The organism is Ekhidna sp. (assembly GCF_039960695.1).
In the GTDB taxonomy this organism is placed as follows: domain Bacteria; phylum Bacteroidota; class Bacteroidia; order Cytophagales; family Cyclobacteriaceae; genus Ekhidna.
In genome coordinates this window covers 509,256-533,797 of the sequence record NZ_JBDVKP010000020.1, presented here as the reverse complement: position 1 = coordinate 533,797, position 24,542 = coordinate 509,256, and the positions used below count along the sequence as shown (strand labels likewise).

The following is a 24,542-nucleotide window of genomic DNA, read 5'->3' as shown; positions in this document are numbered from 1 at the left end:
AGGACATAAATCGAGACCATTAAACAGAGGCCAAGAGTAACAATGGTGAGCGCTCCAATAAATAGCGATACCTGCATTCGTTTAGTATCCATAACTTTGTGATTTAGGGTGATAAATAACGATTATTATAAGTATGGTATATATCTAACGTATAACCCTCAGGCAACTTTCGAACTTTTCTACGAACTTTGCCATTGTAATGCTAAACAGACTGACTATGCAGACGACAGAGGCTCCAAAAGCCGTCAATATCTATACCGAATCTAACCCAAACCCCAATTCATTGAAGTTTGTGGTAAACTTTATGCTCATGCCGGAAGGTATTAGTAGAGACTATCCGAATGTTGGGAGTACCGATGCTGCACCATTGGCAAAAGCACTTTTTGAACAATTCGACTTTGTTACTGGAGTATTTTATATGAGTAATTTCATCACGGTAACCAAAAAGGAAGAAATTGAGTGGTTTGAAGTGAAATCAGGTATTCAAGAATTCATCAAAGCTTTTCTTTTGGAAGGAAAAGCAATTTTAACAGAAGTAATTAAAGACAACATTGATGAAGAATTGACCGGTGATGATGCAGAGGCTAAAATCAAAGGGGTTTTGGAAGAATATATTAAACCGGCAGTAGAGATGGATGGAGGAGCCATTAAACTGTCCTCATACAAAGATGGAATTGTTACTGTAACACTGCAGGGTTCATGCAGTGGGTGTCCATCTTCTACTATTACTTTAAAAAATGGTATTGAAAATCTCTTGAAAAGAATGGTACCAGAGGTGAAAGAAGTGGTTGCAGAAGAAGGTTGATTTGTAGAAATTAGGAGAAAAACCAATCTCCTCATGAAAAATCTGTTTTTACAATCCGTATTATTTATTGGGATTATAGCCTGTGAAGATTTACAGAAGGCTCAGCAAGAGACTCTATCTAATGACACGGTAGGATATGATTCTTTATTAGCAACTGAGACGGGAGCTGATGACTATGGCATGCGCAAGTATGTGATGGCTTTTTTAAAAGAAGGACCAAACAGAGATCAGGATTCAACCGAAACAGCAAGGTTGCAACGAGCACATCTTGACAATATCACACGAATGGCTGAAGAGAGAAAACTAGTAATGGCGGGTCCTTTCTTTGATGACTGGGAAGTGAAAGGAATCTACATTTTTGCTGTGGAAACTATTGAGGAGGCAGAAGAACTAACGAAGAGCGATCCAGCAATTCAGGCAGGAAGATTAGTGATGGAATTACATCCATGGTATGGAAGTGCTGCATTGATGAAAGCAGGAGAAATGCATAAGCGAGTAGCTAAAAAATCGATATGAAATGCTATCGCATTCATGTAAGGGGAAGAGTGCAAGGAGTATTCTTTAGAGTATCAACAAAGGAAAAAGCAATTGCACTGGGATTGAACGGGTGGGTTAGAAATCAACCAGATGGTTCTGTTCTTATTGAGGTGGAAGGACCTGAAGGTAAAGTTAACGAACTCATTGAATGGTGCTCTGTGGGCCCCCCAGCATCAAATGTAGAAGACGTTGATATAGAAGAACATATTTCCCAAGGATTTATGGATTTCAAAATCACACATTAAGTACTGACTGATACTATTTACTGAAATTTTTAATATCAGCCATTGAAAGAATGGTGTTATCTAAAAGAAGAGTATCTGTTCCGATTTCAATTGAATTGGACTTCCAGCTGAATTGTGATGGTATTAATGCTTTTATTGGCAATCCTTTCTCAAGCAGGGTGTAAGCGACAATCTGAACATCTTCAATACTTACATCGCTACCGTAATACACGACATTGCTACCAAGCCCTACTGTTTCATTGGCTTCTTTTTCATGGATATAGTATCCAAGTTCTTTAAGGATGTATACCTTTTCTCCATCTTGATCGTGACGATAGTACCTAATAACTACATCTTCTCTCAATTGGCCTGGAGGGAGGTTTGCAATCTTTGGGGCTAGATAGCGGTTTTTAAGATCTGAGAGATTAGCGTAAGACTCTTTGGTTGCATCTACTTTTGGGGTCTCAAATGTGGATTCCTCAACATTTTTAGCAAAATCATCAGTTGCTTCGGCTTGTTCTGGCTGCTCACTTTCACCGGATTCCACGGACAGTAGTGGAGTTTCTTCTTTCTTTACGAGGGTATCTGCATCTTTTAGAATCTCCTTGTCATTCATTTCTTCGGTTCCTTTTTTATAAGGAATCTCCGCTTTACTCTCAGGCTTGGAAAAACTTAACTTTTTATTCTTATTATATTGTTCAACGTCGAAGGTTGTGACTTGAAGCAGCTTTATCATCCCAATGAAGACGATTGCCACAATGGCATAGATTGGATATTTACCCATTTGCGTTGTAGTGATTTGGTAGCTTGAATTTAAGGAAAATACTCATGGGGCACAAAAAAGCCCTCATTCACAACAAGTGCAAATGAGGGCTTGAGAAGGTAAGCGCTACTAATCCTTAGCTTTTCTTCCTATTTAAATCAATAACTATAGGAGTTGCAATGAAAATTGAAGAGTAGGTACCTACAATAATGCCCACCAGAAGTGCGAATGAGAAGCCCTGTAATACAGCACCACCAAAAAGGAATAATACTATCACTACAATCAAAGTAGTAATTGATGTGATGAAGGTTCTACTTATCGTACTATTTAAAGATTCATTGAAAACTGGGATGAGTTCGGAACCTGACTTGATTCCCATGTTTTCTCTGATTCTATCAAACACAACTACCGTATCATTGATGGAATAACCAATAATAGTCAGAATAGCTGCAACAAAAACTTGGTCAGCTTCAAATGAGATTCCCATCAAATTGGCGATGGCGAAAGCAGATAATACGAACATGGTATCATGGAAAAGGGCAATGATTGCACCCAGACCAAACTGCCATTTTCTAAATCGGAATACGATGTAAATGAAGATACAAACCAAGGCAAAGACTGCTGATTTGTAAGATGAATTCTTGATGTCATCAGCAATAGTTGCTCCTACTTTAGATGAACTTGAAATCGTGAAGTTTCCATCACTCAGCTGAGATCCATCTTCGATATAAATCAATCCTGTTGATTCTGAAAGACCTCTGATAAGTTCTGCTCGTACTTGAGTATCCGCCTCATCACTCTCATCATCAATTTTAAACGATGTGGTGATCTTAAGAATGTTGTCAGCACCAAACGTTTTTACTTCTGTTCCAGCATTTTCGAAATAATTTCCAAGTGAAGTTTTGATTTCTGTTGGGCTTTTCGCCTCATCGAAGGTGATAACATATGAGCGACCTCCTTTAAAATCAACCCCAAGGGTAATTCCCTTCACAATCATTGCTACAATACCAATACCAATGAAAATGATACTGAAGGTATACGCCAACTTTCTCTTACTTAAGAAATCAAAGTTGAGATTGGTTAATGCGTTTCTAGAAAAAGCATTTGCAAAGGAAAGCTTCGAATTATCTCCCTTCTTAGAGAATGCTTCCACAACTACACGTGTGATAAATACAGCACTAAAGAATGAACAAACGATACCAATCATTAGAGTGATGGCAAATCCTTTCACTGGTCCTTGTCCTAGCGTGAAGAGGATAAACCCTACAATTAGTGTAGTCACATTGGCATCAAAAATCGACCAGTATGCTTTTGAATAGCCTGAAGAAATCGCTGCTTTAAGTCCCGATCCGTTTCTTAGTTCCTCTTTAATACGCTCGAAAATCAAGACGTTTGCATCAATGGCCATACCTATAGTAAGTACGATACCGGCAATACCTGGCAAGGTCAAAGACGTACCGAATTGGGCAAGAATCCCCATGATGAAGAATACATTGAAGAATAATGCCAGGTTAGCGATCAAACCTCCTTTTGCATAGTATATCACCATGAAGATGATCACAATAACTAAACCAACTAAAATAGAATTCAATCCTTGTTCTTGTGCTACTTTACCAAGTGTAGGCCCTACTACCACGTCTTCTACAATCGTGGTAGGTGCTGGGAGCGAACCTGCTTTCAAAATATTTGCAAGGTCTTTGGCTTCCTCAATTTCCTGAAAACCTCCTGAGATAGAAGAACTTCCGTTTGGAATCTCTCCGCGAACATATGGTGCGGAGAAAACATAATTGTCCAGTACGATAGCAATCCGCTGACCAACGTTTTCTCTGGTCATTTTTGCCCAGGTTCTGGAACCGGAAGAATTCATTTGCATAGTTACTTCAGGCTCCGCTCGTTCATTTAGTGAAGCCGATGCACTTGAAATGGTTTCTCCAGTAAGGGTAGCTTTTCCACTTCTATTGGTTCTTATTGGGTAAAGTTCCAGTAAATCTGGACCGGTCAGATCTTCACCTTTTTCTTTAGGCTGTACGTCCCAAAGGAATTTCATTGTTGCAGGAATTACGGCTTGGACATCCTCACGTTCAAGCATTCTGTTGACCTTAGCCGTATCTTTCACATTGTAAATAAGTCCTCCAAACTGTGCATTCACCATCAATTCAAATAGTGGTGAATTTCTTGTGCTGATCAGCGAATCTAATCGAGCATTTTGCAAAGAATCACCCTCATTTGTAGCTAAAGAATCTGAATCATCTCCAGCACCAAGTAATGCAGTAAGATCGTCTTTGGTCTGCTGCTCCTCTTCTGAAATATTTACAGATGAAGGATTGCTTCTTATTTCATCAACAATCACCTTGTTCATAGCAACAAGTACTGGTGCAACCTCTTGTTGCTGATAAACTTCCCAGAATTCAAGTTTAGCAACTCCTTGAAGCAGTTTTCTTACCCGAGCTGGGTTATCCACACCGGGCAATTCAATTTGGATTCTACCAGTTCCTTGCAGTCTCTGAATATTTGGCTGTGAAGTACCAAATCTATCAATCCGTGTTCTCAGGATGTTAAATGATCGATCGATAGCACTTTCTACCTCTGTGTTGATAATATCGAGGATTTCGGAATCGGTACTTTGCAGACTGATTCTGCCTCTATTTGCTGCGGTGGCAAAAATTTGAGCCAATTCTTTTTGTGGAGCTCTTCCCTTAAAGACACTATAAAACTCCTCTACAAAAGAGAGCTGAGTTCCTCTTACGTTTTGTTTTGCCTGCTCAAGTGCAGCGATAAAATCAGCATCAGTGCTATTTCCGCTAATACCCTTTACTATATCAATTGGAGATACTTCAAGCGTAACATGCATTCCGCCTTGAAGGTCAAGTCCGAGATTGAGTTCGGTTTCTTTTATTTCCTTATAGGTATAATCGATTCCGAATAGGTTGTAGACTGGCTCATTCCAGATGGAGTCCAGATAGCGTTGTTTCTCTGAAACATTGAGGGTACCATCATTTGATTGTGTAGCTGCAACAGCGTCTTTTTGAATATTCTGCGAGATGTATGTAAATGACAGGTAATAGATACAGAGCAATGAGATCAGTATCGTTAGGAAGACAATAAATCCTTTGTTTTTCATGATTATTTATGGTTTAGCCTGTTATGACAGGCCTTTTTAGATTCTAAAATTTTGTTTGAAAGAAAGTTAGAGTAAGTAGTTACTCAGGGTGCATTAGGAGATATGATCTGCCGAAAGAGCACTTTAAGTGCTTTTAGAGCTGAAGGTACCTGGAGCTTAACAAAAGGAACCTTTTCTCTCTCCAGATCTTGATAAAATACTTCTGTAAGTAGATATGATTGATAGTCAAGATTGATATGAAAAGATGATGAAGGTACGGCAGCAGACTTGGTGATTAGCTGTGCTTCATTCTCTTCAGAATCAGCTTGTTCTTGGTTATCTGAAATCTGCTCAGGGACAATTGCTGCCTGCGTGAGCACAAAAAGTGCTAACATTATGCCAAAAGTGGCCTGCATAAATTTCCTCGATATGAACCTAGAATTCTTCAAAGTGCGGCAAATGTAGTAAATCACTGGTTAAGAAAAGTAGAAACTACTTTTAGTGCAGTATCAAAATTATCATGATTAGGAATAATGAGATCCGCCCATTGTTTGGAAGGCTCTATATATTTTTTAAATGAGGGCGTTACATGGTGCTCATATCGGTATAAGACATCATCGAGATCATAGCCCCTCTCATTTGAATCTCTTATAATACGTCTCTTCATCATCAAATAATGAGGCGCCTCTACATAGAGTTTCAAATCAAGGAGTTGTCTAATTTCTTCGACATGAAGAACGAAAATACCCTCTACAAGAATGACTGGTTTGCTCTCTACAGTGATTGTCTTGGCATTAGAATCATTCTTATTAAAGGTGTATTCTTTGAAAGAAATCGACTCGCCCTTAATTAGTCTTTTTAAATCATGAATGTACTTTTCATGATCAATTGACTCTAGACGATCAAAGTCCTCAATTCCTTCAATATCTTTTTTTTGCTTAGTTATATCTACATAGTAATTGTCCATTGAAAGAAGAGAGGCGTCCTTCAATTGAGACATGAGACTATTCATGAAGAGTGTTTTACCGGATCCACTTCCCCCGGTGATGCCTACGATTATTGGTTTAGCCATGGTGTTGATGTAGGTATTCAAGTAGCTTTTGAACTGCCTTAGCCCTGTGAGAGATCCTGTTTTTTATCTCATTAGACATTTCTGCGAAAGTCTGTGTTTGATTTAAGGGCTGAAAAATTGGATCGTAACCAAAACCATTGCGACCTTTCTTATTTGTGGTAATTGTACCTTCTACAACCCCTTTGAACTGTTTTGTATCACCATGTTGATTAATAAAGGTAATCACGGTCTGAAACTCAGCTGATCTATCTATATGATCTGTAAGTCTACCAAGAAGTAAGTCCATGTTTTTATTGTCATCACGCTCTGGTCCTGCATATCGTGCAGAGTATACACCTGGCTCGCCCTTCAGCGCCTTTACTAATAGCCCACTGTCATCAGCAAATACAGGCATGCCCTTTCTTTCATATACATGAGAAGCCTTGATTCGTGAATTCTCTTCAAGCGTCTTACCCGTTTCAGCTATCTCTTCAGTAATACCCAATTCCTTTAATCCAATAATGGATATACCCTTCGGCATGATAGCATTCATCTCCTTCACCTTGTTTTCATTATGCGAGGCAAAGCAGATATGCATAATTACTGTTTGATAACGTCAGTGGGTAACAATTCAAATGCAATGACAGTATTTGGCGGAATAATTAAACCAGAACCACTGGTCCCATAAGCCAAAGCAGATGGCATTACAATTAATGCACGCCCGTCAACATTCATTTCTCTAAAGGAAGCAGAGACTCCATCTGAGAATCCTTGAACAAATTGCCCATTGATTGTCCACCCGGAAAATGAATAGGTAATTGTAAATGGAGAATAATTTCTAGTCTCAGTAAATGTTGATGTAAACTTGGCTGGAATATCCTCCACATTTCTTATGCTGTCACCAACAGCCTTTATAGAAGTGTCGAAAATAGAATCATTTGTGAGCATACCGATGTAATCAAAAGTTACAATGTCGCTTTCATCAATAGGATCACCAGAGCCGTCCTCTAGAATCACATACCTTACCCCAGAGCTCGTGGTTTCGAAAGTATAGCCCTTATCTTCCATATATTCAGCAATGGTAATACTGTCTTCAGTAAATTGGAGGGCAGGGTCTACCTGTACTACGACATTTCCATCTCCGCAAGCCAACAATATTAGGGCTGTTACTATTGTAAATAATCCCTTTTTCATAATTGTAATCTCTTATTTCTACTAATCTCCTATTTCTACTAACTCTACGTCAAAAACCAAAATCGAGTTTGCTCGGATGATTGGGCTTCTGTCTCTGCTACCGTATGCAAGAGTGCTGGGTACATAAATTCTTGCTTTAGCGCCCTCGTTTAACAAAGCAATTGCCTCGTCCCATCCTTTGATCACCTGATTTTGCCCAAGTGGGAATGTATAAGGTACATATGGTTCTCGTCTTTGATCATATAATCCTTTTTCGATCGCAATCTCCTTATTGCTAGAATCAAAATAATCACCATTAAGAACCCACCCTGTATAGTTCACACTTACAGCCTGTCCTTGCTCTGGCTTAGATCCACTACCTTCTTCAGTAATAACGTATCTCAATCCGCTTTCTGTCTTTTCAGCTTCGATGTTATTTTCAGCTAAATAGGTATCTAGAATTTCATTGTCTACAACTATTTGTTTTGAAGCTGCTTCCTCAGCTTTTTTTGCTACCATCTCGAAATAGCCGTCTTCAGTTAGTTGATCAACGTATGCTATCTGAAATTTAATCTTACTATCTGGCGCAATCGAATCAGGAAGGGGAGCTCTAAACGTTTTTTCAAACAGTTCAGATGCAGTTAACTCAAAACTGACACTATCACCAGTTTTTAGCATGGTAAGACATGACAAAAGCTCACCTTGGTCAGCAATATTATTTGCATCAATTTTAAGTGGCATAGGTTCGTCCGTATCCATCATAACTTTACCTTCCTCAGTAGTGTATTTGATTTTGAACATGGAGACCAAACTATCTACTGGCGTCTCTCCATCACCCTTTTGCAGGTAAGTGACAGTTGTGCCGCCTTCAGTTTGGAAAGAATTGCTACCACATGCTACGAACATGAGCGCAAGAACGATATATCCTAATTTTTTCATTTAATACGTGTTTTTAAAATGTCTTTTTTTATTAATTCTTTGAATTTCTTTTCAGTCTCTTTCAGAGACAGCTCTGACATACCACCAGATGCGTTTTTATGCCCTCCACCACTAAAATATTCTTCCGCAAATTTATTCACAGCAAAGTCACCAATACTCCTAAAAGAGAGTTTTATTTCATTTTCACGCTCAATTATGATAGCAGCAACTACCATACCTTTGATTGATAGGGCGTAATTCACCAAACCTTCGGTATCTCCTTGTTTTAGTCTGAAGTCTTTAAAATCTTCCTCTCCTATTACAAAATATGCAACCCGCGCATCCTCAATAACTTGCAATTTTTCTGCAAGAGCATGACCAAGGAATTTAAGTCTATGAAGAGAGTTTGTATCATATATGAGGCGACTGACTTTATTCACATCTGCGCCTAGATCAATAAGATCAGCAACCATCCGATGTACTTTTGACGTTGTGGAATTGTGCTTGAAAGATCCAGTATCTGTCATGACCCCTGCATATAGACATTCTGCAATGTCTTGATTGATAGTATCCTTCCCTCCATAGTTAATAATCAAATCAAAGATGAGTTCAGCAGTTGCGGCAGATTTGTCATTCCAGAAATTAAAATCTGGCTTGATTTCGGGATTTAAGTGATGGTCGACTAAAGCTACCTTAGCATTTACACTTGACGCAACACCCTTCATATCCTTAATCCTACCGAATCCGGAATAATCAAGACAGAATAAAAGTTCTGCTTCATTCAGGAGCTTGTCAGATTGTTCTCTTGACTTTTCATAATTGATAACTAGTGAATTACCTGGCATCCACTCTAAAAAATCTGGATAGCTATTAGGCACGATAGTATTGACATGCTGTCCTAGTATGGTCAAAAAAAGATGAAGACCCAATGAAGATCCTAATGCATCAGCATCAGGATTTGCATGAGTGGTTATGACGATCTTTCTAGGGGTATGTAAGAAGTCCTTTAGCGCCTGTGTGTCCTTCATAAAAAATGCCCAAGGTGGGCAAAAGTGAACGGCAAAATTAGTAACATTTATAAAACCAGCGATTGCTGAGTAAACTCTTTAATAATCTCTTATTTTTGCGGCGAATTTTAGAAGTGATAAAAAACACAATAATGGCTGGAAAAAAGACTTTTACAATGATTAAACCGGATGCATTTGTTGCAGGAAATTCTGGTGCAATCATCAAAATAATCGAAGAAGCAGGATTTAAAATTGAAGCTGCGAAGTTGACAAAGTTATCTGCAGAGAGAGCGGGTCAGTTTTATGAGGTACATAAAGAGCGACCATTCTATAATGATTTGGTTTCCTATATGTCTTCGGGACCTATTATTGCGATGGTGCTTGAGAAGGATAATGCAGTTGAGGATTTTAGAAATCTAATTGGAGCTACCAACCCTGCAGAGGCTGCAGAAGGCACGATTAGAAAGCAATTTGCAACTTCCATAGAAGCGAATGCAATTCATGGATCTGATTCTGATGAGAATGCAGCAATAGAAGGTGGCTTCTTTTTCGCTGCCACTGAAAGATTCTAAGTAATTTCTGCAGAAAAAAGAGAGAAGGCCTGTTATTTACACAGGCTTTTTTATTTGGCTTCAGCTACGGATTCGTCTCGGCGCTCGATCCAAAAGTTATTAAATCCTTCACCAAGGGAGATGACAATTTGCTTCAATTGGAGCAGTTCAAGAATAGACAGAAAATTAAAAATCACCAGAATTTTTTCAGGCTTTTCTTCAATCATCTCTGTAAATGAGACTTTCTTACCATATACCAATCGTTCCATAAGATTGGCTTTCTGCTTTTCAATTGTATATGGATATTGAACTACTTTATGAATTGGTTTACTCTGCTCAAATTCATATCGTTTCATCACTTTTTGGAAGACCTTCATCATCTTATATAAATCCAAGTCCTGCATTTCTGCCTCTACATTAATGGTCTCGGACAGTTTTTTAATCTCCTTTTTTAGGTTACCACGCTTCTCTCTATCCAGCCGCTCTGCCTCCATTTGTACCAGGGTAGAAACAACGGACTTGTATTTTTTATATTCAAGTAGATGTTTGATGAGCTCCTCTCTAGGGTCTATTTCATTACCTTCTTCATCTATTACGGGTCGCGGAAGGAGCATTTTGGCTTTAATTCGCATCAATGTGGCAGCTACTAATATGAATTCGCTTGCTACTTCAACATTCAGCTTTTCGAGATGATCGAGATATTGTAAGAAATCATTGGTGATTTTTGCAATTGGAATGTCATATATATCCAATTCATCCCTCTCAATAAAAAAGAGAAGTAGATCAAAAGGCCCTTCGAAGAGCTCAAGTTTTATTTCGAATTTTTCTTCCGTTACCACAAACTCAAAATTACCTACAATATGGAATTTCCCTCTGATTAATTTACCTTTCTGTCGAATGCTTAGTTTTGCAAACTATCTTGATAAATAGATAGCTTATTTCAAACAATCTGAGCTCAGTGGCGTTTGGAAGAAATACTGAAAAAATGGAGATTAAACCAGGACCTCTTTTAGCTGAAATCAACTCACCTGACGATTTGAAGAAATTGGATGTGAGACAGCTGACCCAAGTTTGTCAAGAATTGAGAGATTTTATTATTGACAATGTATCTGTATACGGAGGACACTTTGGCGCCAGTTTGGGTGTTGCAGAACTTACTGTTGCCCTTCACTATGTTTTTAACACACCTCAAGATCAACTGGTTTGGGATGTTGGCCATCAGGCCTACGGCCATAAAATTTTAACCGGAAGAAAGGAATCTTTCCATACAAATAGAAAATATAAGGGTATTTCAGGCTTTCCAAAGAGAAGTGAAAGTGAGTATGATACATTCGGAGTTGGACATTCTTCCACTTCCATATCTGCGGCCCTTGGAATGGCGGAAGCTTCACGCCTCCAAGACGATAGCGATAAGCAGCACATAGCCGTAATTGGAGATGGAGCTATGACAGGAGGGTTGGCATTCGAAGCAATGAATCACGCTGGAGTGAGTAATTCGAATTTGCTCATTGTGTTGAATGACAATTGCATGTCTATTGACCCAAATGTGGGAGCCCTCAAAGATTATTTAACAGACATAACCACAAGTCAAACATACAATAAGGTTAGAGATGAAATCTGGAAACTGCTTGGCAAAATCAGCAAGTTTGGACCCAACGCTCAAGATATTGCAGCCAAAGTAGAAAACTCAATGAAAAGTTTTTTGCTTAAGCAGAGTAATCTTTTTGAATCTCTGAACCTACGCTATTTCGGACCTATTGATGGTCATGATGTAAATCATTTAGTGGATGTAATGGAGGATTTGAAAAAAATTCCTGGCCCGAAGATTCTTCATTGCCTGACGGTCAAGGGAAAAGGTTATGAGCTGGCAGAAAAAGATCAAACCTTGTGGCATGCGCCAGGAACTTTTGATAAGATCACTGGAGCTATAAACAAGAAAATGCATGAGACTCCTCAGCCTCCTAAATTTCAGGATGTTTTTGGACATACACTCGTTGAATTAGCTGAAAAAAACGAAAAAATTGTTGGGATTACACCAGCCATGCCTTCTGGATCTTCCATGAAGATAATGATGGAGGCTATTCCTGAGAGAGCATATGATGTAGGTATTGCAGAACAGCATGCTGTTACGTTTTCCGCAGGTCTAGCTACACAAGGAATGGTCCCGTTTTGTAACATCTACAGCACATTTATGCAGCGTGCATACGATCAGGTCATTCATGACGTATGCATTCAAAACCTACACGTGGTATTCTGTATGGATAGAGCTGGTGTAGCGGGCGCTGACGGACCAACACATCATGGCGCTTACGATGTAGCATACATGAGGTGTATTCCAAATATGGTAGTCTCCGCACCTATGAATGAGGTTGAACTTCGAAACCTTATGCTTACAGCAAGCGAGTATAAGGGTCCTTTTTCCATCAGATATCCACGAGGTACTGGAACAATGCCGGAGTGGAAAACAACCATGGAGAAAATTGAAATAGGGAAAGGTAGGAGATTGATCAAGGGTGAAGAAATTGCTTTTCTTTCCATAGGTCAAGTTGGAAACTACGCACTCGACGCAGCAGAAGACCTCAGAAAAGAAGGCTTAAACCCTTCGGTGTATGACATGCGCTTCGTTAAACCATTGGATTCAGAATTGCTTCATGAAATTTTCCAAAATCATAAATCAATCATTACAGTGGAAGATGGATGTATTATGGGAGGTTTTGGATCTGCTGTTTTGGAATTTGCAGCTGACAATGAGTATAAGGCCTCAGTCAAAAGATTAGGAATCCCAGACCGTATTGTTGAGCATGGTGACCAGCCACAGTTGCATCGTGAATGCGAATATGACACGGAAGCAATCAAGAGAGCTGTATATCAGCTTATCGCGCATCAGGAGTCTGTGATCTAAAAACCGAAACCACTCTCTATATAAGCCTAAAAAGAGAATTTTTTTTCTTATTTTAAGAGATACAAATGAGGAGTAATTCAAAAGCCGCCGTTTTATTCTCCGCCCTATTGCTATTTGTTGTTTCCTGTAAGCAATCAACTTCAAGCAAAGTAAGCAATAATCAATATCCAGAAAGAGATGAATTTATCGTCGACCTTGATTTAGATGCAATTAAGGAACGAGGATATATTACGGCCATCATGGACAACAGTTCAACAGGACTATTTGTGTACAAAGGCAAGACCATGGGCTATGAATATGAACTCTTAAAATTATTTTGCGAAGAGCAAGGGTTACAGCTTAGAATCAATATCACTCAAAATATTGGTGAAGGCTTCAATAAACTCAACACCGGAGAAGGAGACATTCTTGCCTATAATTTGACAGTAACTAAAGAGCGAAAAAAGAGAATTGCCTTTACTCATTACCACAATCTTCAGAGACAAGTACTAATTCAGCGAAAGCCTGATAGCTGGAGGCAAATGAAACTTCATGAAATAGAAGCACATCTAATCCGAAATCCAGTTGATCTAATTGGAAAAGAAGTAGTTGTACGTCCTCATTCTTCCTACTATGATCGAATGGTCAATCTATCTGATGAAATAGGAGGAGATATATTAATTGTCCCGGGAGATACAAATGTTGAAACAGAGACATTGATCAAGCAGGTGGCTGAAGGTAAAATCGACTATACAGTAGCTGAGGAAGACATTGCACTGGTTAATTCCACGTACTATCGAAATCTGGATATTAGAACACCAGTGAGCTTCCCAACTCAAATTGCCTGGGGTGTTAGGAAAAACGCAGACGGATTATTGAAAGCGCTAAATGACTGGATTGAAAGGATGCGGAAAACAACAGATTATTATGTTATCTATGATAAATATTTCAGGAGCTCTAAATCCGCCTTGAGACGTTCAAAAAGTAAATATTCCTCCATCAGAGGGGAAGCTATTTCCCCTTATGACTCCTTAATTCAAGAAGCAGCAGATGTGTTAAATTGGGATTGGCTACTGCTTGCAGCACAGATATATCGCGAGTCTAAATTTGATGAAAACGCCGAATCCTGGGCAGGAGCAATTGGACTTATGCAGGTGATGCCTAGGACAGGTCGGGATTATGGTGTGAAAAATCTGTATGATCCGGTTCAAAATATATATGCTGGGCGAGAGCACTTAGAATGGCTTCAGAACCAATGGAAAGAGAAAATTGATGATGAAGATGAGCGAATGAAATTTATTTTAGCTTCATACAACGTCGGTCTTGGACACTTACAAGATGCCGTAAGATTGACGGAAAAGTATGGTGGGAATATTCAAAGTTGGGAAGATGTAAGCGGCTTTCTATTAAAAAAATCAAGGTCCAAGTATTTTAATGATCCGGTCGTAGAATATGGCTATTGCAGAGGCTCTGAGCCAGTTGAATATGTAATTCAGATATTTGACATCTATCAGAACTATAAAGAAATCTTGGACCAGGGGAGTGTGATTGAAGCCATTGTTCAATAGTAGCACCCGTTGCTTGAAAAATCGTAAGGTTACTTCATTAAAAGTGTGGTATGTATTCAAACAGTTTTATCTTTAGGCTACAAAATAAAATCCGCCCTTGGTATGAAAAATCAGCATGAGATATTATTAGAAGAATATCACAAAACCAGAAAATCTGATCTTTCTATTGATCAATTCACATATATATTGAAAATATATCCATCTCTGCTTGTGTGTATGAGTGATGGAAAGTTGGATCCGGAAGAGTGGGATGGCGTACTGAATATATCTAAAGGCTTGGCATTGTTGTATCTGGATCAGATACCAAATTCCAATGCGGAAAAAATTGAAACCCTTTTCAGGACTGAATTTAGGTACTTGCTTGAGAATATAGACAAGTGGGAAAAGAAGTTTCTAAATACGCTCAAGAGCTATCTTGAAGAACATCCTGGTGAAAAGGAATTTGTTTATGAAGCCATGTATCTGTTTGCAAATGCTGCCGACGGCATAGCGCATGAAGAGCAGCGTACTATTGACAAGCTGTCTAGTCGCCTTTCTTTAGAGCATTAAATCTTTCGATAATCTGTTCGAAGTTTACCTCAGATTCTTCAAGAGTTAACACTTCATCCATTACTTTCTTCTGGATTTTACCGAGTCTTAAAGCTTCAGAATAGGGGATGTCAGAAAATGTAACCATGCTATATAATGGGATCCATTCCTTTGGATATCTCTCCTGTATTTGAGATTCAAGCTTTTTCCTTCTTAGAAAATCAGGATCTGCAACGTGATCTCTCATCTCAATAAAATTAAGTAGCGCTAGCTCTGAGATAGCATCTGCATCTTTCTTTCTTTGAGATGAGTAAGAAGGTAATATTTTATCCCATTCCCAATTCATATTTTCTGCCATTTCAACAAACAATCGTACGTCTTCAAAGCCCGAGTTCATCCCCTGACCATAAAATGGAACTATAGCATGCGCAGCGTCACCAAGTAAAATGCTTCGATTTTTATGCCATGGCTCACATTTAGTTGTCACTAATGAAGAAGTTGGATTGTAGAAAAATTGGTCCGTCAGATCCGGAATTAGCTCCTGGGCATCCTTAAAATACTTCGAGAAAAAATCATCTACTTCGTCTTTGGTTTTCAAAGATGAAAATGATGGGTCACCCTCAAAAGGAAAAAATAAGGTACATGTGAAGGTTTTGTCATTATTAGGCAGGGCAATCAACATAAAATTCCCCCGGGGCCAAATGTGAAGATAATTTGGTGCTAACCTAAAATTGTCGTTCAAAGGCTCAACAGCTAATTCCTTGTATCCATGTTCTATGTAATATTGTGAAAAATTGAATCTATCTGTAAACTGAAGTTTTTTCCGAATGGCAGAAAAGGCTCCATCAGTTCCGATGATCAAGTCAGACGCTATATTTTCTCGATTTTCAAATGAAATAGAATTGGACTCAAAGTCGATATCGCTGCATTTGTGATCAAAATACACCTCAACTCCTGCTTTCTCTGCACTTACAACTAATAGCTCATTGAGTTGTGCCCTAGACACAGAATTGATAAACTGTCCTTCCTTTCCATAAGGTTGAAAGGTCAATTCTCCAGCTTGATCATGCATCATTCGCCCATTCATTGGGATCAGATAAGGAGCGATGGTCTCATAAACTCCGGCAAGCTTTAAAGGACGAATGCCTCTATGAGATAAAGCCAGGTTAATAGACCTTCCCTCGGTCAACACGGATTTTCTTGGATCTTTTCTTTTTTCAAAAATCTGAACTTCAAATCCTTTTTGCTTTAGAATTACTGCCAATAGGGACCCAACTAAGCCCGCTCCAACTATGCTTATTTTATCCTTCATTGCGTATTGCTTTCTCTAGAATGGTAACAAAATTCACAGCATCAGTAAAGGAATTGTAAAGCGGTACGGGAGCAACTCGTATTACGTTAGGTTCTCGCCAATCCAAAATCACACCATGATCAATAAGAAATTCAAATACACTTTTACCGTGATTGACAAGATATATGGATAACTGTGCCCCACGTTCTTCATGGTTAGAAGGTGTGATGATCTTAATTTGATCATTCAGCACTTCAGAATTCAGGATCAATTCTTCCATAAAATCTGTGAGCTTAAGACTTTTGTTCCTTAAATTTTCTATACCAGCTTCATCAAATATCCGCAGTGAGGCTAGATGTGAGGCATGCGATAAAATATTAACATTGCTGAGTTGCCACCCATCTACAGTCGGGATTGGATTTACTTGATTATCCATTTTAAAGCGTCCTTCTGCATTATGTCCCCACCAACCGGAGAGTCTGGGCAGCTCTTTATTCTTTCCATGGCGCTCGTGAATAAAAAGTCCTCCTACACCGCCTGGCCCCGAATTCAAATATTTATACGTACACCAAACTGCAAAATCTACATTGTGCTGATGCAACTGAAGTGGTACGTTGCCTATTGCATGAGCAAGATCGAAACCTACGTTTGCTCCGACTTTATGTGCTACGTCTGTTATAGTCTTAATGTCAAAAAATTGACCAGTGTAGTATTGAACACCAGGGAACATTACCAAAGCCAATTCATCTCCCAGCTCTTCTATTTTTGAAATGATTTCTTCTGTACTTAAATAGTCAGAACCATCTACAGGGTCTAGCTCAATTAGGCTTCCCTTCGGGTCAAACCCACTATTCTGTATTCGCGAATAGACCGCATAAAAATCAGAAGGGAAAGCTCCTCTTTCAATGAGAATTTTCGTTCGCTTTCCTATTGGCTGATAGAATGAAGCCATAGCTAGGTGTAAGTTAGTGGTGAGATTATTCATAGCGACCACTTCATGCTCGTATGCACCTACTATTTTGGCTAATGAAGATTTTGAATTTTGGTGATAACTCACCCACGGCTGATCACCAGTAAAGTGCCCTTCTACACCTCTCTCCTGCCAATTTTTTAGTTCATTATTAACAAAATCTGATGTATTTTTTGGTTGCAATCCTAATGAATTCCCACATAAATAGATACAATCTTTCCCATTCCTTTGAGGGAAGTGAAATTGCGATCGGAATGATGATAATGAATCTGATGAATCGAGCTCGTTGGCTCTACTAAGTGCTTCTTCCTTCAAAACGTTTTATTAATCGGTGAATCTTGGATCTGTTTCCATTGTTTCACCGCAATTATCGCAAGTTCTTAACTCTTCAGAATTGAAAAATTCACGAAATCTTGGTTGAAAATCTTTTTCAACATCCTCTAAATGGAAATATGTGTCATGCAGCTTATGGTTGCAATGATCACAAAACCACATCAATCCGTCCGTATGACCATCTTCCCTTTTTCTTTCAATAACTAGACCAACCGTATTCTCGGGCCTTGCCGGAGAATGCGGCACTTTTGCAGGATGCAGGTACATTTCCCCCTCTTTTATGGGCACTTTCACTGCTTTTCCATCTTCCTGAATGGTCACCTCTATATCTCCTTCGAGTTGGTAAAAGAGTTCTTCTGTTTCATTATAATGATAATCCTTACGCGCATTCGGGCCACCTACAATCATAACTATATAGTCTCCCGCTTCCTTGTACAGGTTTTTATTCCCTACAGGAGGTTTAAGAAGGTCCCGATTTTCATCGATCCATTTTTGCAAGTTGAAGGGTCTTTTTAGCGCCATGTCAGAGATGTTTATTTTTGAAGAAAAGTTAGGAAAAATTTATGGATTTAGACCTGAAAGGAAGAAGAGCTTTAGTTTGCGGTAGTTCACAAGGGATGGGACTTGCTATCGCAAAAGAACTGAGCGAAATGGGTGCAAAAGTCACATTGTTTGCTCGTAATGAAGCGTCATTAAAAAAAGGGTTACAGGAGCTTTCACCAGGAGATCACGACTATCTGGTAGCAGATTTTGATGACCTAAAGGCAGTTGAAAGAGAAGTGAAGAAAGGACTTAATAATGGAGCTTACCATATACTTGTAAATAACACAGGAGGTCCGTCACCAGGATCTCTTGTAGGAGCAGACCTTTTAGCATTTGAAATAGCAATGAGAAGGCATCTGCATGTGAGCCACACGTTAGTGCAGCTTTTACTTCCTGGTATGAAAGAGATCAATTTTGGAAGAATTGTTAATATTATTTCTACCTCTGTCAAAGTACCTATACCAGGATTGGGAGTAAGTAATACCGTGAGAGGCGCGATGGCTTCTTGGTCCAAAACCCTTGCCAATGAGCTTGGACAATTTGGCATTACTGTGAATAATATTTTACCAGGGTTTATTAATACCTCAAGAATAGAAAGCCTGGTTGCAGGCAAATCGAAAAGTCAAGGTAAAACTGAAGCTGAGGTAGAAGCAGAAATGAAAAAAACAATACCGGCGGGAAGATTTGGAGAACCTTCTGAAATAGCCGCATACGCTGGATTGCTATGCAGCAATAGTGGTGGTTATATCAATGGTACAAGTCTACGAATAGATGGGGGCAGAACAGGATCAATTTAAAAATGATATGCAGAAAGTTAAGAATTTCATTAATGGTAATTATGTTGATCCAATCAAAGGGAAGTACATAGATAATGTAGAGCCGGGCACAGGAAAAGTTTTTTCTCAAATACCTAACTCTACTCAAGAAGACTTGGAAGAGGCCATTAAGGCGGCCAAAATAGCTTTTCCAGTTTGGAGCACAATGTCAGTTGATAAGCGTAGTAGGATCCTTCATAAGCTGGCAGACCTAATAGAAACAAACCTTGACGATTTTGCGCTTATGGAAAGCCGGGATAACGGCAAACCGCTGTGGTTGGCTAAAGCAGTAGATATACCAAGAGCGAGCACAAATTTTAGATTTTATGCCTCAGCTATTGTCAATTTTTCGACTGAAGCTCAGGTTTCTGAAGGCTTCATGGTTAACTATACCCGTAGAGCTCCAATTGGCATCGTTGGGTGTATCTCTCCATGGAATTTGCCTCTATACCTCTTTTCATGGAAAATAGCCCCAGCGCTTGCTATGGGAAATTGTGTGGTGGCCAAACCGTCTGAGCTGACACCTATGACCGCTTTTTTACTTGGCAGACTTGCGAATGAAGCGGGCATGCCTCCTGGCGTTCTAAATATTCTTCATGGTGAGGGAAAAGGAATTGGTCAAGCAATTGTGGAGCATAAATCCACAAAGGCTATTTCATTTACAGGAGGAACAGCTACCGGAAAGATTGTAGGAGCCACTGCCTCTCAGCAATTCAAAAAGGTATCGCTTGAGCTGGGAGGAAAAAATCCAAACATCATTTTTGCGGATTGTGACTTAGACGAAGCGGCAAAGACAAGTGTTAAAAGCTCTTTTACAAATCAGGGAGAAATATGTCTATGTGGCTCAAGGATTTTAATAGAGGATTCGATTTATGAGAAATTCAAGACAAAATTCCTAGAGGAGTGTAGGAAACTAATAGTTGGAGATCCGATGGATACCAATTCAAACCTTGGGGCATTAGTATCTGAGGAGCATCTCAATAAAGTAGATTCATACGTGAGATTGGCTTTGGAAGAAGGTGGGACAATCCTTCATGGCGGGAAGCGTATTGAAAAAGAAGGTTATTATTATGAGCCTACTGTTATTGAGGGGTTAGACGAGCATTGCAGAACCAACATGGAAGAGATATTTGGACCGGTAGTTACACTCAATAGATTCCAATCGGAAGAGGAAGCCATAGACATTGCTAACTCCACCCGATATGGGCTTTCATGTACACTCTGGACTTCAGATCTAAAACGCGCACATCGCGTTTCACACGCTGTGCAGTCTGGAATTATTTGGGTGAATTGTTGGCTGATTCGGGACTTGAGAACTCCATTTGGTGGAATGAAAGATTCTGGAATAGGAAGAGAGGGGGGCAATGAAGCATTAAGATTTTTTTCCGAAGCTCAGAACGTTTGCATAAAACTATAAGGCATAAAAAAACCCTGACATATGTCAGGGTAAATTCTATTCGGTTTTTACTAATTAAGCAGTCTCTCCGGACTTTAGCATTGCGATTTTAAAAGACTTTCTTTCTTTATGTCCACAATATCCGCAAGCATAATATTTCATCAGTTCACCTTCTTCAGTTTCTGTAGCGGTTTGAATTACCTCTTCTCGGTCAACTTTCAAAGTCTGATAGTTACAATTGTTGCACTGAAGTGCATGTAGTCTACCATTGTATTTTTCAATCTTAGTAAATCCAGACTGCTCATCTATCCATACATCGTAATCAACAGAGAAAGCATCTTCCTCAGCTTGCATACCTTCATCTAGATAAACATCTTCTTCTTCCTCACTAAGAAGTTTCATTTTTCTTCCGTCAGGAGAAGTTCTTGGGCTATATCTAAGCTTTTTTAGACGCTTCTCAATGAAGAATGGATAATAGAACTTCAAAACGTTTTGAATGATCACTCCAAGTATTACCGCGAACATCGAGCTCATGAACAATCGCACAAAGAACCATAACCAAGTAGACTCACCAAATATGGTGTTAAAGTAAAGCGTACCACCTACGATGATAAGCAATGCTCCATTCCATAGCATATTGATCTCATGCATGTTGATGTAGTCATACCTTGTCTTGAAGTCTCCTGTCGCGAGCAATTTCAGATAGTGTCCTATCAGTATCAACACTCCAACACCAGCCACAGCCATGGCTAGATATCCTCCGTAAGTGTTCCAATTATTTAGTAGTTCAGGTGAAATAGGGTCAGTCATAGCGTCTGTTTATTAAATACGGTAATACTCAGTATACAAAAATGTCACATTTTTTTAATAACTCAACGAATCAAATTAAAATAAGAAGAACCTAAATCCTTCACATTTGACTGTAAAATATCAAAAAAATGTAACACGGGCAATCCTATTTTACTCATCGACGGTCTAGATGCAATTTGGTATTTTTGCCGAAATCAATCAATTTGAAACACAACATGGATTTTTTACCTAAAAAACTTTTTTTAATAACTCTGATAGCAGCCTTTATGATCGGTTGCTCACCTGCTCCTAAAGAGACAAAAAGCATCGCAGAAATGTCGGACATGGAATTGACTGCTATGGCAGATTCACTTGCCCAGACATTCATAATAGTAGATGGTCACGTTGATCTACCCTACCGAATGAACGTGAAAGGGTTCATGATAACTAAAACGGTTGAAGATGTATCTGTTGAGACCGCAGGCAACTTCGATTATCCAAAAGCAAAAAAGGGAGGATTGGATGCGCCTTTTATGTCAATATATGTTCCATCAAGATATCAGGAAACGGGTGGAGCGAAAGATTTTGCTGATTCGCTTATTGATATGGTTTCTCGAGTTCCCGTTTCATTTCCAAAGCTGTTTGCGATGGCAAACACTCCTGCAGATATAGAGGGAAACTTCAAACAAGGCCTTATTTCGCTACCAATGGGAATGGAAAATGGAGCCCCAATAGAAGATGACATCAAGAATGTAAAGTATTTCTTCGATAGAGGAATCAGATATATTACTCTCACTCATTCCAGAGATAATCAGATTTGCGATTCATCATATGATACAACTTATACCTGGAACGGGGTAAGCCCATTTGGTGAGGAGGTAATTGCTGAAATGAACAAGTGGGGAATTATGGTTGACATCTCTCATGTAACAGATAGTGCTGCATACGATGCTCTTCGACTTACAAAAGCACCAGTAATTGCTTCACATTCTTCTGCAAGAAAGTTTACACCAGGTTTTGAGAGAAACATGCCGGATGATCTGATTATGGCAATGGCAGAGAATGGTGGAGTTATTCATATCAACTTTGGATCTACTTTCTTATCCAAAGAGTCACAAGATAAGTTTGACAAAATGAGAGAAGATCTTACCAACTATCGAGCTGAAAATAATCTGGCATCAGATGACTCTATCTACACCGCATATGCGAATCAGTATGCCATTGATAATGAGGTGTACGAAGACGTCCAAAAGGTGGCAGATCACATCGATCACGTAGTTAGCCTTGTTGGAATTGATCACGTTGCTTTTGGTTCAGATTATGACGGTGTGGGCAATAGCTTACCAAAAGGCCTTAAAGATGTATCAACGTATCCTAACTTAATTAAAGAGCTACTGAAGAGAGGCTATTCTCCAGAGGAGATTGAGCAAATCTGTTACAAAAACACATTCAGAGTTTGGAAAAAAGTTCAGCAAGTAGCCCAGGAGCTACAGTCTGATATTTAAGAGTTAATTCTTTCGCTTGAGTGAATTGATGAAGTTCGCCCAGGCGAAAGGATTTAACAATTGATTTTGTGGGGGGGAGTAGCGATTAATGTAAGACTGTCGCTGTAGTTGCATGTAATATTGATGATTAGCATTTGGTGACGCAGGTAAATTTAAATATGCCTCTGTCATCACCTGACTGTTCAACCATTGGTAAATATTTGCATACTCTTTTTGATTTGGCAGCTCCATGCCGATCAGCGCCTCTTTAAACATACTTTCAGTTGGATAGGGACGAATTTCAACTTCCTCCAAAAACTGAATGTCATCTTGTAACGCAATAATCACACGTAAACTCGATTCTTTATCGTGCTCTGGTACTATGAAATATGCCCTCTTGTATCCTACAGCACTGAATAGAACACTATCTCCTTCCAGGACGGGCAATGAAAAGAAACCATAAGGATTAGTGGTTGTGCCTCTGCCAGACTTTGGAATGTATACATGAGTGCCAGGTACGACTGAAGTACTATCTGCACCGAATACCACACCAGTGAACTGGATCACTTTTTCTGCTCGTTCCTGACCATTAAGTGAAGCAATTGAGAAAACAAAAATTGAAAGTATCAGTATATATTTCAAACCAAGTTCCTTTGTCTATCTATTAAAGTGTTTTAGGCAATAAAAGTTTAACTTCGGTAAAAGTAGTGAAAAAATGAGGCTCAAGAATTTCAACTTGTCTTATGGCACCCAGATTTTCAAGTCATTTTCGGATGAGTCAAGAACTCGTATCATTCACTTATTATACCGTCAGGAAGAGCTTTGTATCTCAGATCTTGAAGCAATCCTTGATTTCACTCAAACAAAAACATCTCGTCATATAACGTATTTAAAAAATGCTGGTTTGGTCACCTACCGAAAATATGATCAATGGGTTTTTTATAGTATAAAGGAGGAAGGTTATGACATGGTGAGTCAGATTTTTGAGTTTTTAAGTAAAGACCCGGTTTTACGAAAAGATTTGGAGGTATATAAAACAATGAATGCTAATCTTGCGCTTGCAAAAAATAAGATAGAGGCGAAAAAGTATAATAGGTGAAGGGAATCAAACACATCTTCTTCGATTTAGACCATACTTTATGGGATTATGATCGAAGTGCTCAGGAGACATTATCAGAGATATATATTCAGTTAGAGTTGTCAAAATCAGGGCTTTCTGTAAAAAAATTTGTTAATACTTTTTATGAAGTAAACAATAAGTTATGGGTAAAGTATAATGATGGCTTAATTGATCGTGAGTATATCAAAACAAGACGATTCAACGAGGTATTCACATCTACAGGTATTAATGAAGTGAAGTCTGAAGAGGCTTCATCTTATTTTTTAAATAATTGCTCACTTAAGCCGTACTTGATGGATGATGCATTAACTGCGCTGCATTACTTATCCAACAAATATGAGCTTCATATCATTACAAATGGCTTCATTGATGCTCAAAATCGTAAACTTAGTAGCTCTGGCATCACAAAGTTTTTTAAGGTTATGGTTACCTCAGAGTGCATTGATTCTCGAAAACCTAGTCCGGAAATTTTTGAATATTCTTTACAGGAAGCTGGAGCAACCAAATCTGAAAGTATCATGATTGGCGACAACCCGCGAACGGATATTCAAGGTGCCAAAGATTTTGGTATGAAGACGGTGTTCTACGATCCTTCCGGTAGAAAAAAATCACTTGCAGACTTCACTATTCAGTCTCACATGGAACTTCTGAAATTACTATAGCTCATAGGAATTCGACCGTCATTTGCTTGAAAA

At 39.0% G+C, this 24,542-nt stretch carries 26 protein-coding genes; 12 read left to right on the top strand and 14 right to left on the bottom strand.

What is annotated here, in order from left to right:
* Positions 1-217 precede the first annotated feature (217 nt).
* Genes ABJG98_RS18675 through ABJG98_RS18665 form a run of 3 tightly spaced genes read left to right on the top strand, consistent with a single transcriptional unit; the run spans position 218 to position 1,587 of the window.
* Positions 218-805: a NifU family protein gene (locus tag ABJG98_RS18675; RefSeq protein WP_348281075.1), complete on the top strand. Its 588-nt coding sequence runs from the start codon at positions 218-220 to the stop codon at positions 803-805.
* Between the two features lie 33 nt (positions 806-838).
* Positions 839-1,321: a YciI family protein gene (locus ABJG98_RS18670; protein ID WP_348281074.1), complete on the top strand. Its 483-nt coding sequence runs from the start codon at positions 839-841 to the stop codon at positions 1,319-1,321.
* Positions 1,318-1,587 carry an acylphosphatase gene (locus ABJG98_RS18665; protein WP_348281073.1) on the top strand — a complete coding sequence of 90 codons (270 nt, stop codon included), beginning with the start codon at positions 1,318-1,320 and terminating at the stop codon, positions 1,585-1,587. The genes ABJG98_RS18670 and ABJG98_RS18665 overlap by 4 nt, the downstream gene beginning before the upstream one ends.
* 13 nt (positions 1,588-1,600) lie before the next feature.
* On the opposite strand, the gene ABJG98_RS18660 is transcribed toward ABJG98_RS18665, so the two are convergent.
* From ABJG98_RS18660 to ABJG98_RS18625, 8 genes are all read right to left on the bottom strand, one after another.
* Positions 1,601-2,350: a hypothetical protein gene (locus ABJG98_RS18660; protein WP_348281072.1), complete on the bottom strand. Its 750-nt coding sequence runs from the start codon at positions 2,348-2,350 to the stop codon at positions 1,601-1,603.
* Between the two features lie 115 nt (positions 2,351-2,465).
* Complete coding sequence (gene secDF / locus ABJG98_RS18655; RefSeq protein WP_348281071.1) at positions 2,466-5,450, bottom strand: protein translocase subunit SecDF; 2,985 nt, start codon at positions 5,448-5,450, stop codon at positions 2,466-2,468.
* A gap of 83 nt (positions 5,451-5,533) precedes the next feature.
* A complete protein-coding gene (locus tag ABJG98_RS18650) occupies positions 5,534-5,845 on the bottom strand; it encodes a hypothetical protein (RefSeq protein WP_348281070.1) in 312 nt (103 codons plus the stop codon).
* Positions 5,846-5,898: 53 nt separating this feature from the next.
* The gene (locus tag ABJG98_RS18645) at positions 5,899-6,501 is read right to left on the bottom strand and encodes a uridine kinase (RefSeq protein WP_348281069.1); all 603 of its coding nucleotides are present in this window, start codon (positions 6,499-6,501) and stop codon (positions 5,899-5,901) included.
* The gene (gene rdgB, locus ABJG98_RS18640) at positions 6,494-7,078 is read right to left on the bottom strand and encodes an RdgB/HAM1 family non-canonical purine NTP pyrophosphatase (RefSeq protein WP_348281068.1); all 585 of its coding nucleotides are present in this window, start codon (positions 7,076-7,078) and stop codon (positions 6,494-6,496) included. Before rdgB ends, ABJG98_RS18645 begins: the two co-directional genes overlap by 8 nt.
* A 2-nt stretch (positions 7,079-7,080) precedes the next feature.
* A complete protein-coding gene (locus ABJG98_RS18635; protein ID WP_348281067.1) occupies positions 7,081-7,674 on the bottom strand; it encodes an FKBP-type peptidyl-prolyl cis-trans isomerase in 594 nt (197 codons plus the stop codon).
* A gap of 21 nt (positions 7,675-7,695) precedes the next feature.
* Complete coding sequence (locus ABJG98_RS18630) at positions 7,696-8,592, bottom strand: FKBP-type peptidyl-prolyl cis-trans isomerase (protein ID WP_348281066.1); 897 nt, start codon at positions 8,590-8,592, stop codon at positions 7,696-7,698.
* Entirely contained in the window at positions 8,589-9,599 is a 1,011-nt protein-coding gene (locus tag ABJG98_RS18625) for a bifunctional oligoribonuclease/PAP phosphatase NrnA (RefSeq protein ID WP_348281065.1), read from the bottom strand. The genes ABJG98_RS18630 and ABJG98_RS18625 overlap by 4 nt, the downstream gene beginning before the upstream one ends.
* Positions 9,600-9,730: 131 nt before the next feature.
* On the opposite strand from ABJG98_RS18625, the gene ABJG98_RS18620 reads away from it, so the two are divergent.
* Positions 9,731-10,150: a nucleoside-diphosphate kinase gene (locus ABJG98_RS18620; RefSeq protein WP_348281064.1), complete on the top strand. Its 420-nt coding sequence runs from the start codon at positions 9,731-9,733 to the stop codon at positions 10,148-10,150.
* A 50-nt stretch (positions 10,151-10,200) separates the two neighbouring features.
* On the opposite strand, the gene ABJG98_RS18615 is transcribed toward ABJG98_RS18620, so the two are convergent.
* Positions 10,201-10,968 (bottom strand): segregation/condensation protein A, encoded by a 768-nt coding sequence (locus ABJG98_RS18615; RefSeq protein ID WP_348281063.1) that lies wholly within the window; start codon positions 10,966-10,968, stop codon positions 10,201-10,203.
* Between the two features lie 146 nt (positions 10,969-11,114).
* Here ABJG98_RS18615 and dxs point away from each other — a divergent pair, with 146 nt between their 5' ends.
* From dxs to ABJG98_RS18600, 3 genes are all read left to right on the top strand, one after another.
* The gene (dxs, locus tag ABJG98_RS18610) at positions 11,115-13,031 is read left to right on the top strand and encodes a 1-deoxy-D-xylulose-5-phosphate synthase (protein ID WP_348281062.1); all 1,917 of its coding nucleotides are present in this window, start codon (positions 11,115-11,117) and stop codon (positions 13,029-13,031) included.
* Between the two features lie 65 nt (positions 13,032-13,096).
* Positions 13,097-14,578: a transporter substrate-binding domain-containing protein gene (locus ABJG98_RS18605; RefSeq protein WP_348281061.1), complete on the top strand. Its 1,482-nt coding sequence runs from the start codon at positions 13,097-13,099 to the stop codon at positions 14,576-14,578.
* A 102-nt stretch (positions 14,579-14,680) separates the two neighbouring features.
* Complete coding sequence (locus ABJG98_RS18600) at positions 14,681-15,127, top strand: hypothetical protein (RefSeq protein WP_348281060.1); 447 nt, start codon at positions 14,681-14,683, stop codon at positions 15,125-15,127.
* Here ABJG98_RS18600 and ABJG98_RS18595 read toward each other — a convergent pair.
* The 3 genes from ABJG98_RS18595 to ABJG98_RS18585 are packed head-to-tail and all read right to left on the bottom strand — an operon-like array spanning position 15,102 to position 18,222.
* A complete protein-coding gene (locus tag ABJG98_RS18595; protein WP_348281059.1) occupies positions 15,102-16,418 on the bottom strand; it encodes an NAD(P)/FAD-dependent oxidoreductase in 1,317 nt (438 codons plus the stop codon). The genes ABJG98_RS18600 and ABJG98_RS18595 overlap by 26 nt on opposite strands.
* Complete coding sequence (gene kynU, locus ABJG98_RS18590) at positions 16,408-17,682, bottom strand: kynureninase (RefSeq protein WP_348281058.1); 1,275 nt, start codon at positions 17,680-17,682, stop codon at positions 16,408-16,410. Before kynU ends, ABJG98_RS18595 begins: the two co-directional genes overlap by 11 nt.
* A gap of 9 nt (positions 17,683-17,691) precedes the next feature.
* Positions 17,692-18,222 carry a 3-hydroxyanthranilate 3,4-dioxygenase gene (locus ABJG98_RS18585; RefSeq protein WP_348281057.1) on the bottom strand — a complete coding sequence of 177 codons (531 nt, stop codon included), beginning with the start codon at positions 18,220-18,222 and terminating at the stop codon, positions 17,692-17,694.
* 41 nt (positions 18,223-18,263) lie between these two features.
* Here ABJG98_RS18585 and ABJG98_RS18580 point away from each other — a divergent pair, with 41 nt between their 5' ends.
* Both ABJG98_RS18580 and ABJG98_RS18575 read left to right on the top strand, forming a co-directional pair.
* Positions 18,264-19,040: an SDR family oxidoreductase gene (locus ABJG98_RS18580; protein WP_348281056.1), complete on the top strand. Its 777-nt coding sequence runs from the start codon at positions 18,264-18,266 to the stop codon at positions 19,038-19,040.
* A 7-nt stretch (positions 19,041-19,047) separates the two neighbouring features.
* Positions 19,048-20,475 (top strand): aldehyde dehydrogenase, encoded by a 1,428-nt coding sequence (locus ABJG98_RS18575; protein WP_348281055.1) that lies wholly within the window; start codon positions 19,048-19,050, stop codon positions 20,473-20,475.
* Positions 20,476-20,529: 54 nt separating this feature from the next.
* On the opposite strand, the gene ABJG98_RS18570 is transcribed toward ABJG98_RS18575, so the two are convergent.
* The gene (locus ABJG98_RS18570) at positions 20,530-21,264 is read right to left on the bottom strand and encodes a hypothetical protein (protein WP_348281054.1); all 735 of its coding nucleotides are present in this window, start codon (positions 21,262-21,264) and stop codon (positions 20,530-20,532) included.
* A 215-nt stretch (positions 21,265-21,479) separates the two neighbouring features.
* Between ABJG98_RS18570 and ABJG98_RS18565 the strand changes: the two genes are divergently transcribed.
* A complete protein-coding gene (locus ABJG98_RS18565; protein WP_348281053.1) occupies positions 21,480-22,748 on the top strand; it encodes a dipeptidase in 1,269 nt (422 codons plus the stop codon).
* Between the two features lie 3 nt (positions 22,749-22,751).
* Here the strand turns inward: ABJG98_RS18565 and ABJG98_RS18560 are convergent, their stop codons facing one another.
* Complete coding sequence (locus tag ABJG98_RS18560) at positions 22,752-23,369, bottom strand: carboxypeptidase-like regulatory domain-containing protein (protein WP_348281052.1); 618 nt, start codon at positions 23,367-23,369, stop codon at positions 22,752-22,754.
* Between the two features lie 73 nt (positions 23,370-23,442).
* On the opposite strand from ABJG98_RS18560, the gene ABJG98_RS18555 reads away from it, so the two are divergent.
* Together ABJG98_RS18555 and ABJG98_RS18550 are read left to right on the top strand one after the other, a co-directional pair.
* Positions 23,443-23,826 carry a metalloregulator ArsR/SmtB family transcription factor gene (locus tag ABJG98_RS18555; protein WP_348281051.1) on the top strand — a complete coding sequence of 128 codons (384 nt, stop codon included), beginning with the start codon at positions 23,443-23,445 and terminating at the stop codon, positions 23,824-23,826.
* The gene (locus ABJG98_RS18550) at positions 23,823-24,509 is read left to right on the top strand and encodes a YjjG family noncanonical pyrimidine nucleotidase (protein WP_348281050.1); all 687 of its coding nucleotides are present in this window, start codon (positions 23,823-23,825) and stop codon (positions 24,507-24,509) included. The genes ABJG98_RS18555 and ABJG98_RS18550 overlap by 4 nt, the downstream gene beginning before the upstream one ends.
* Positions 24,510-24,542 lie beyond the last annotated feature (33 nt).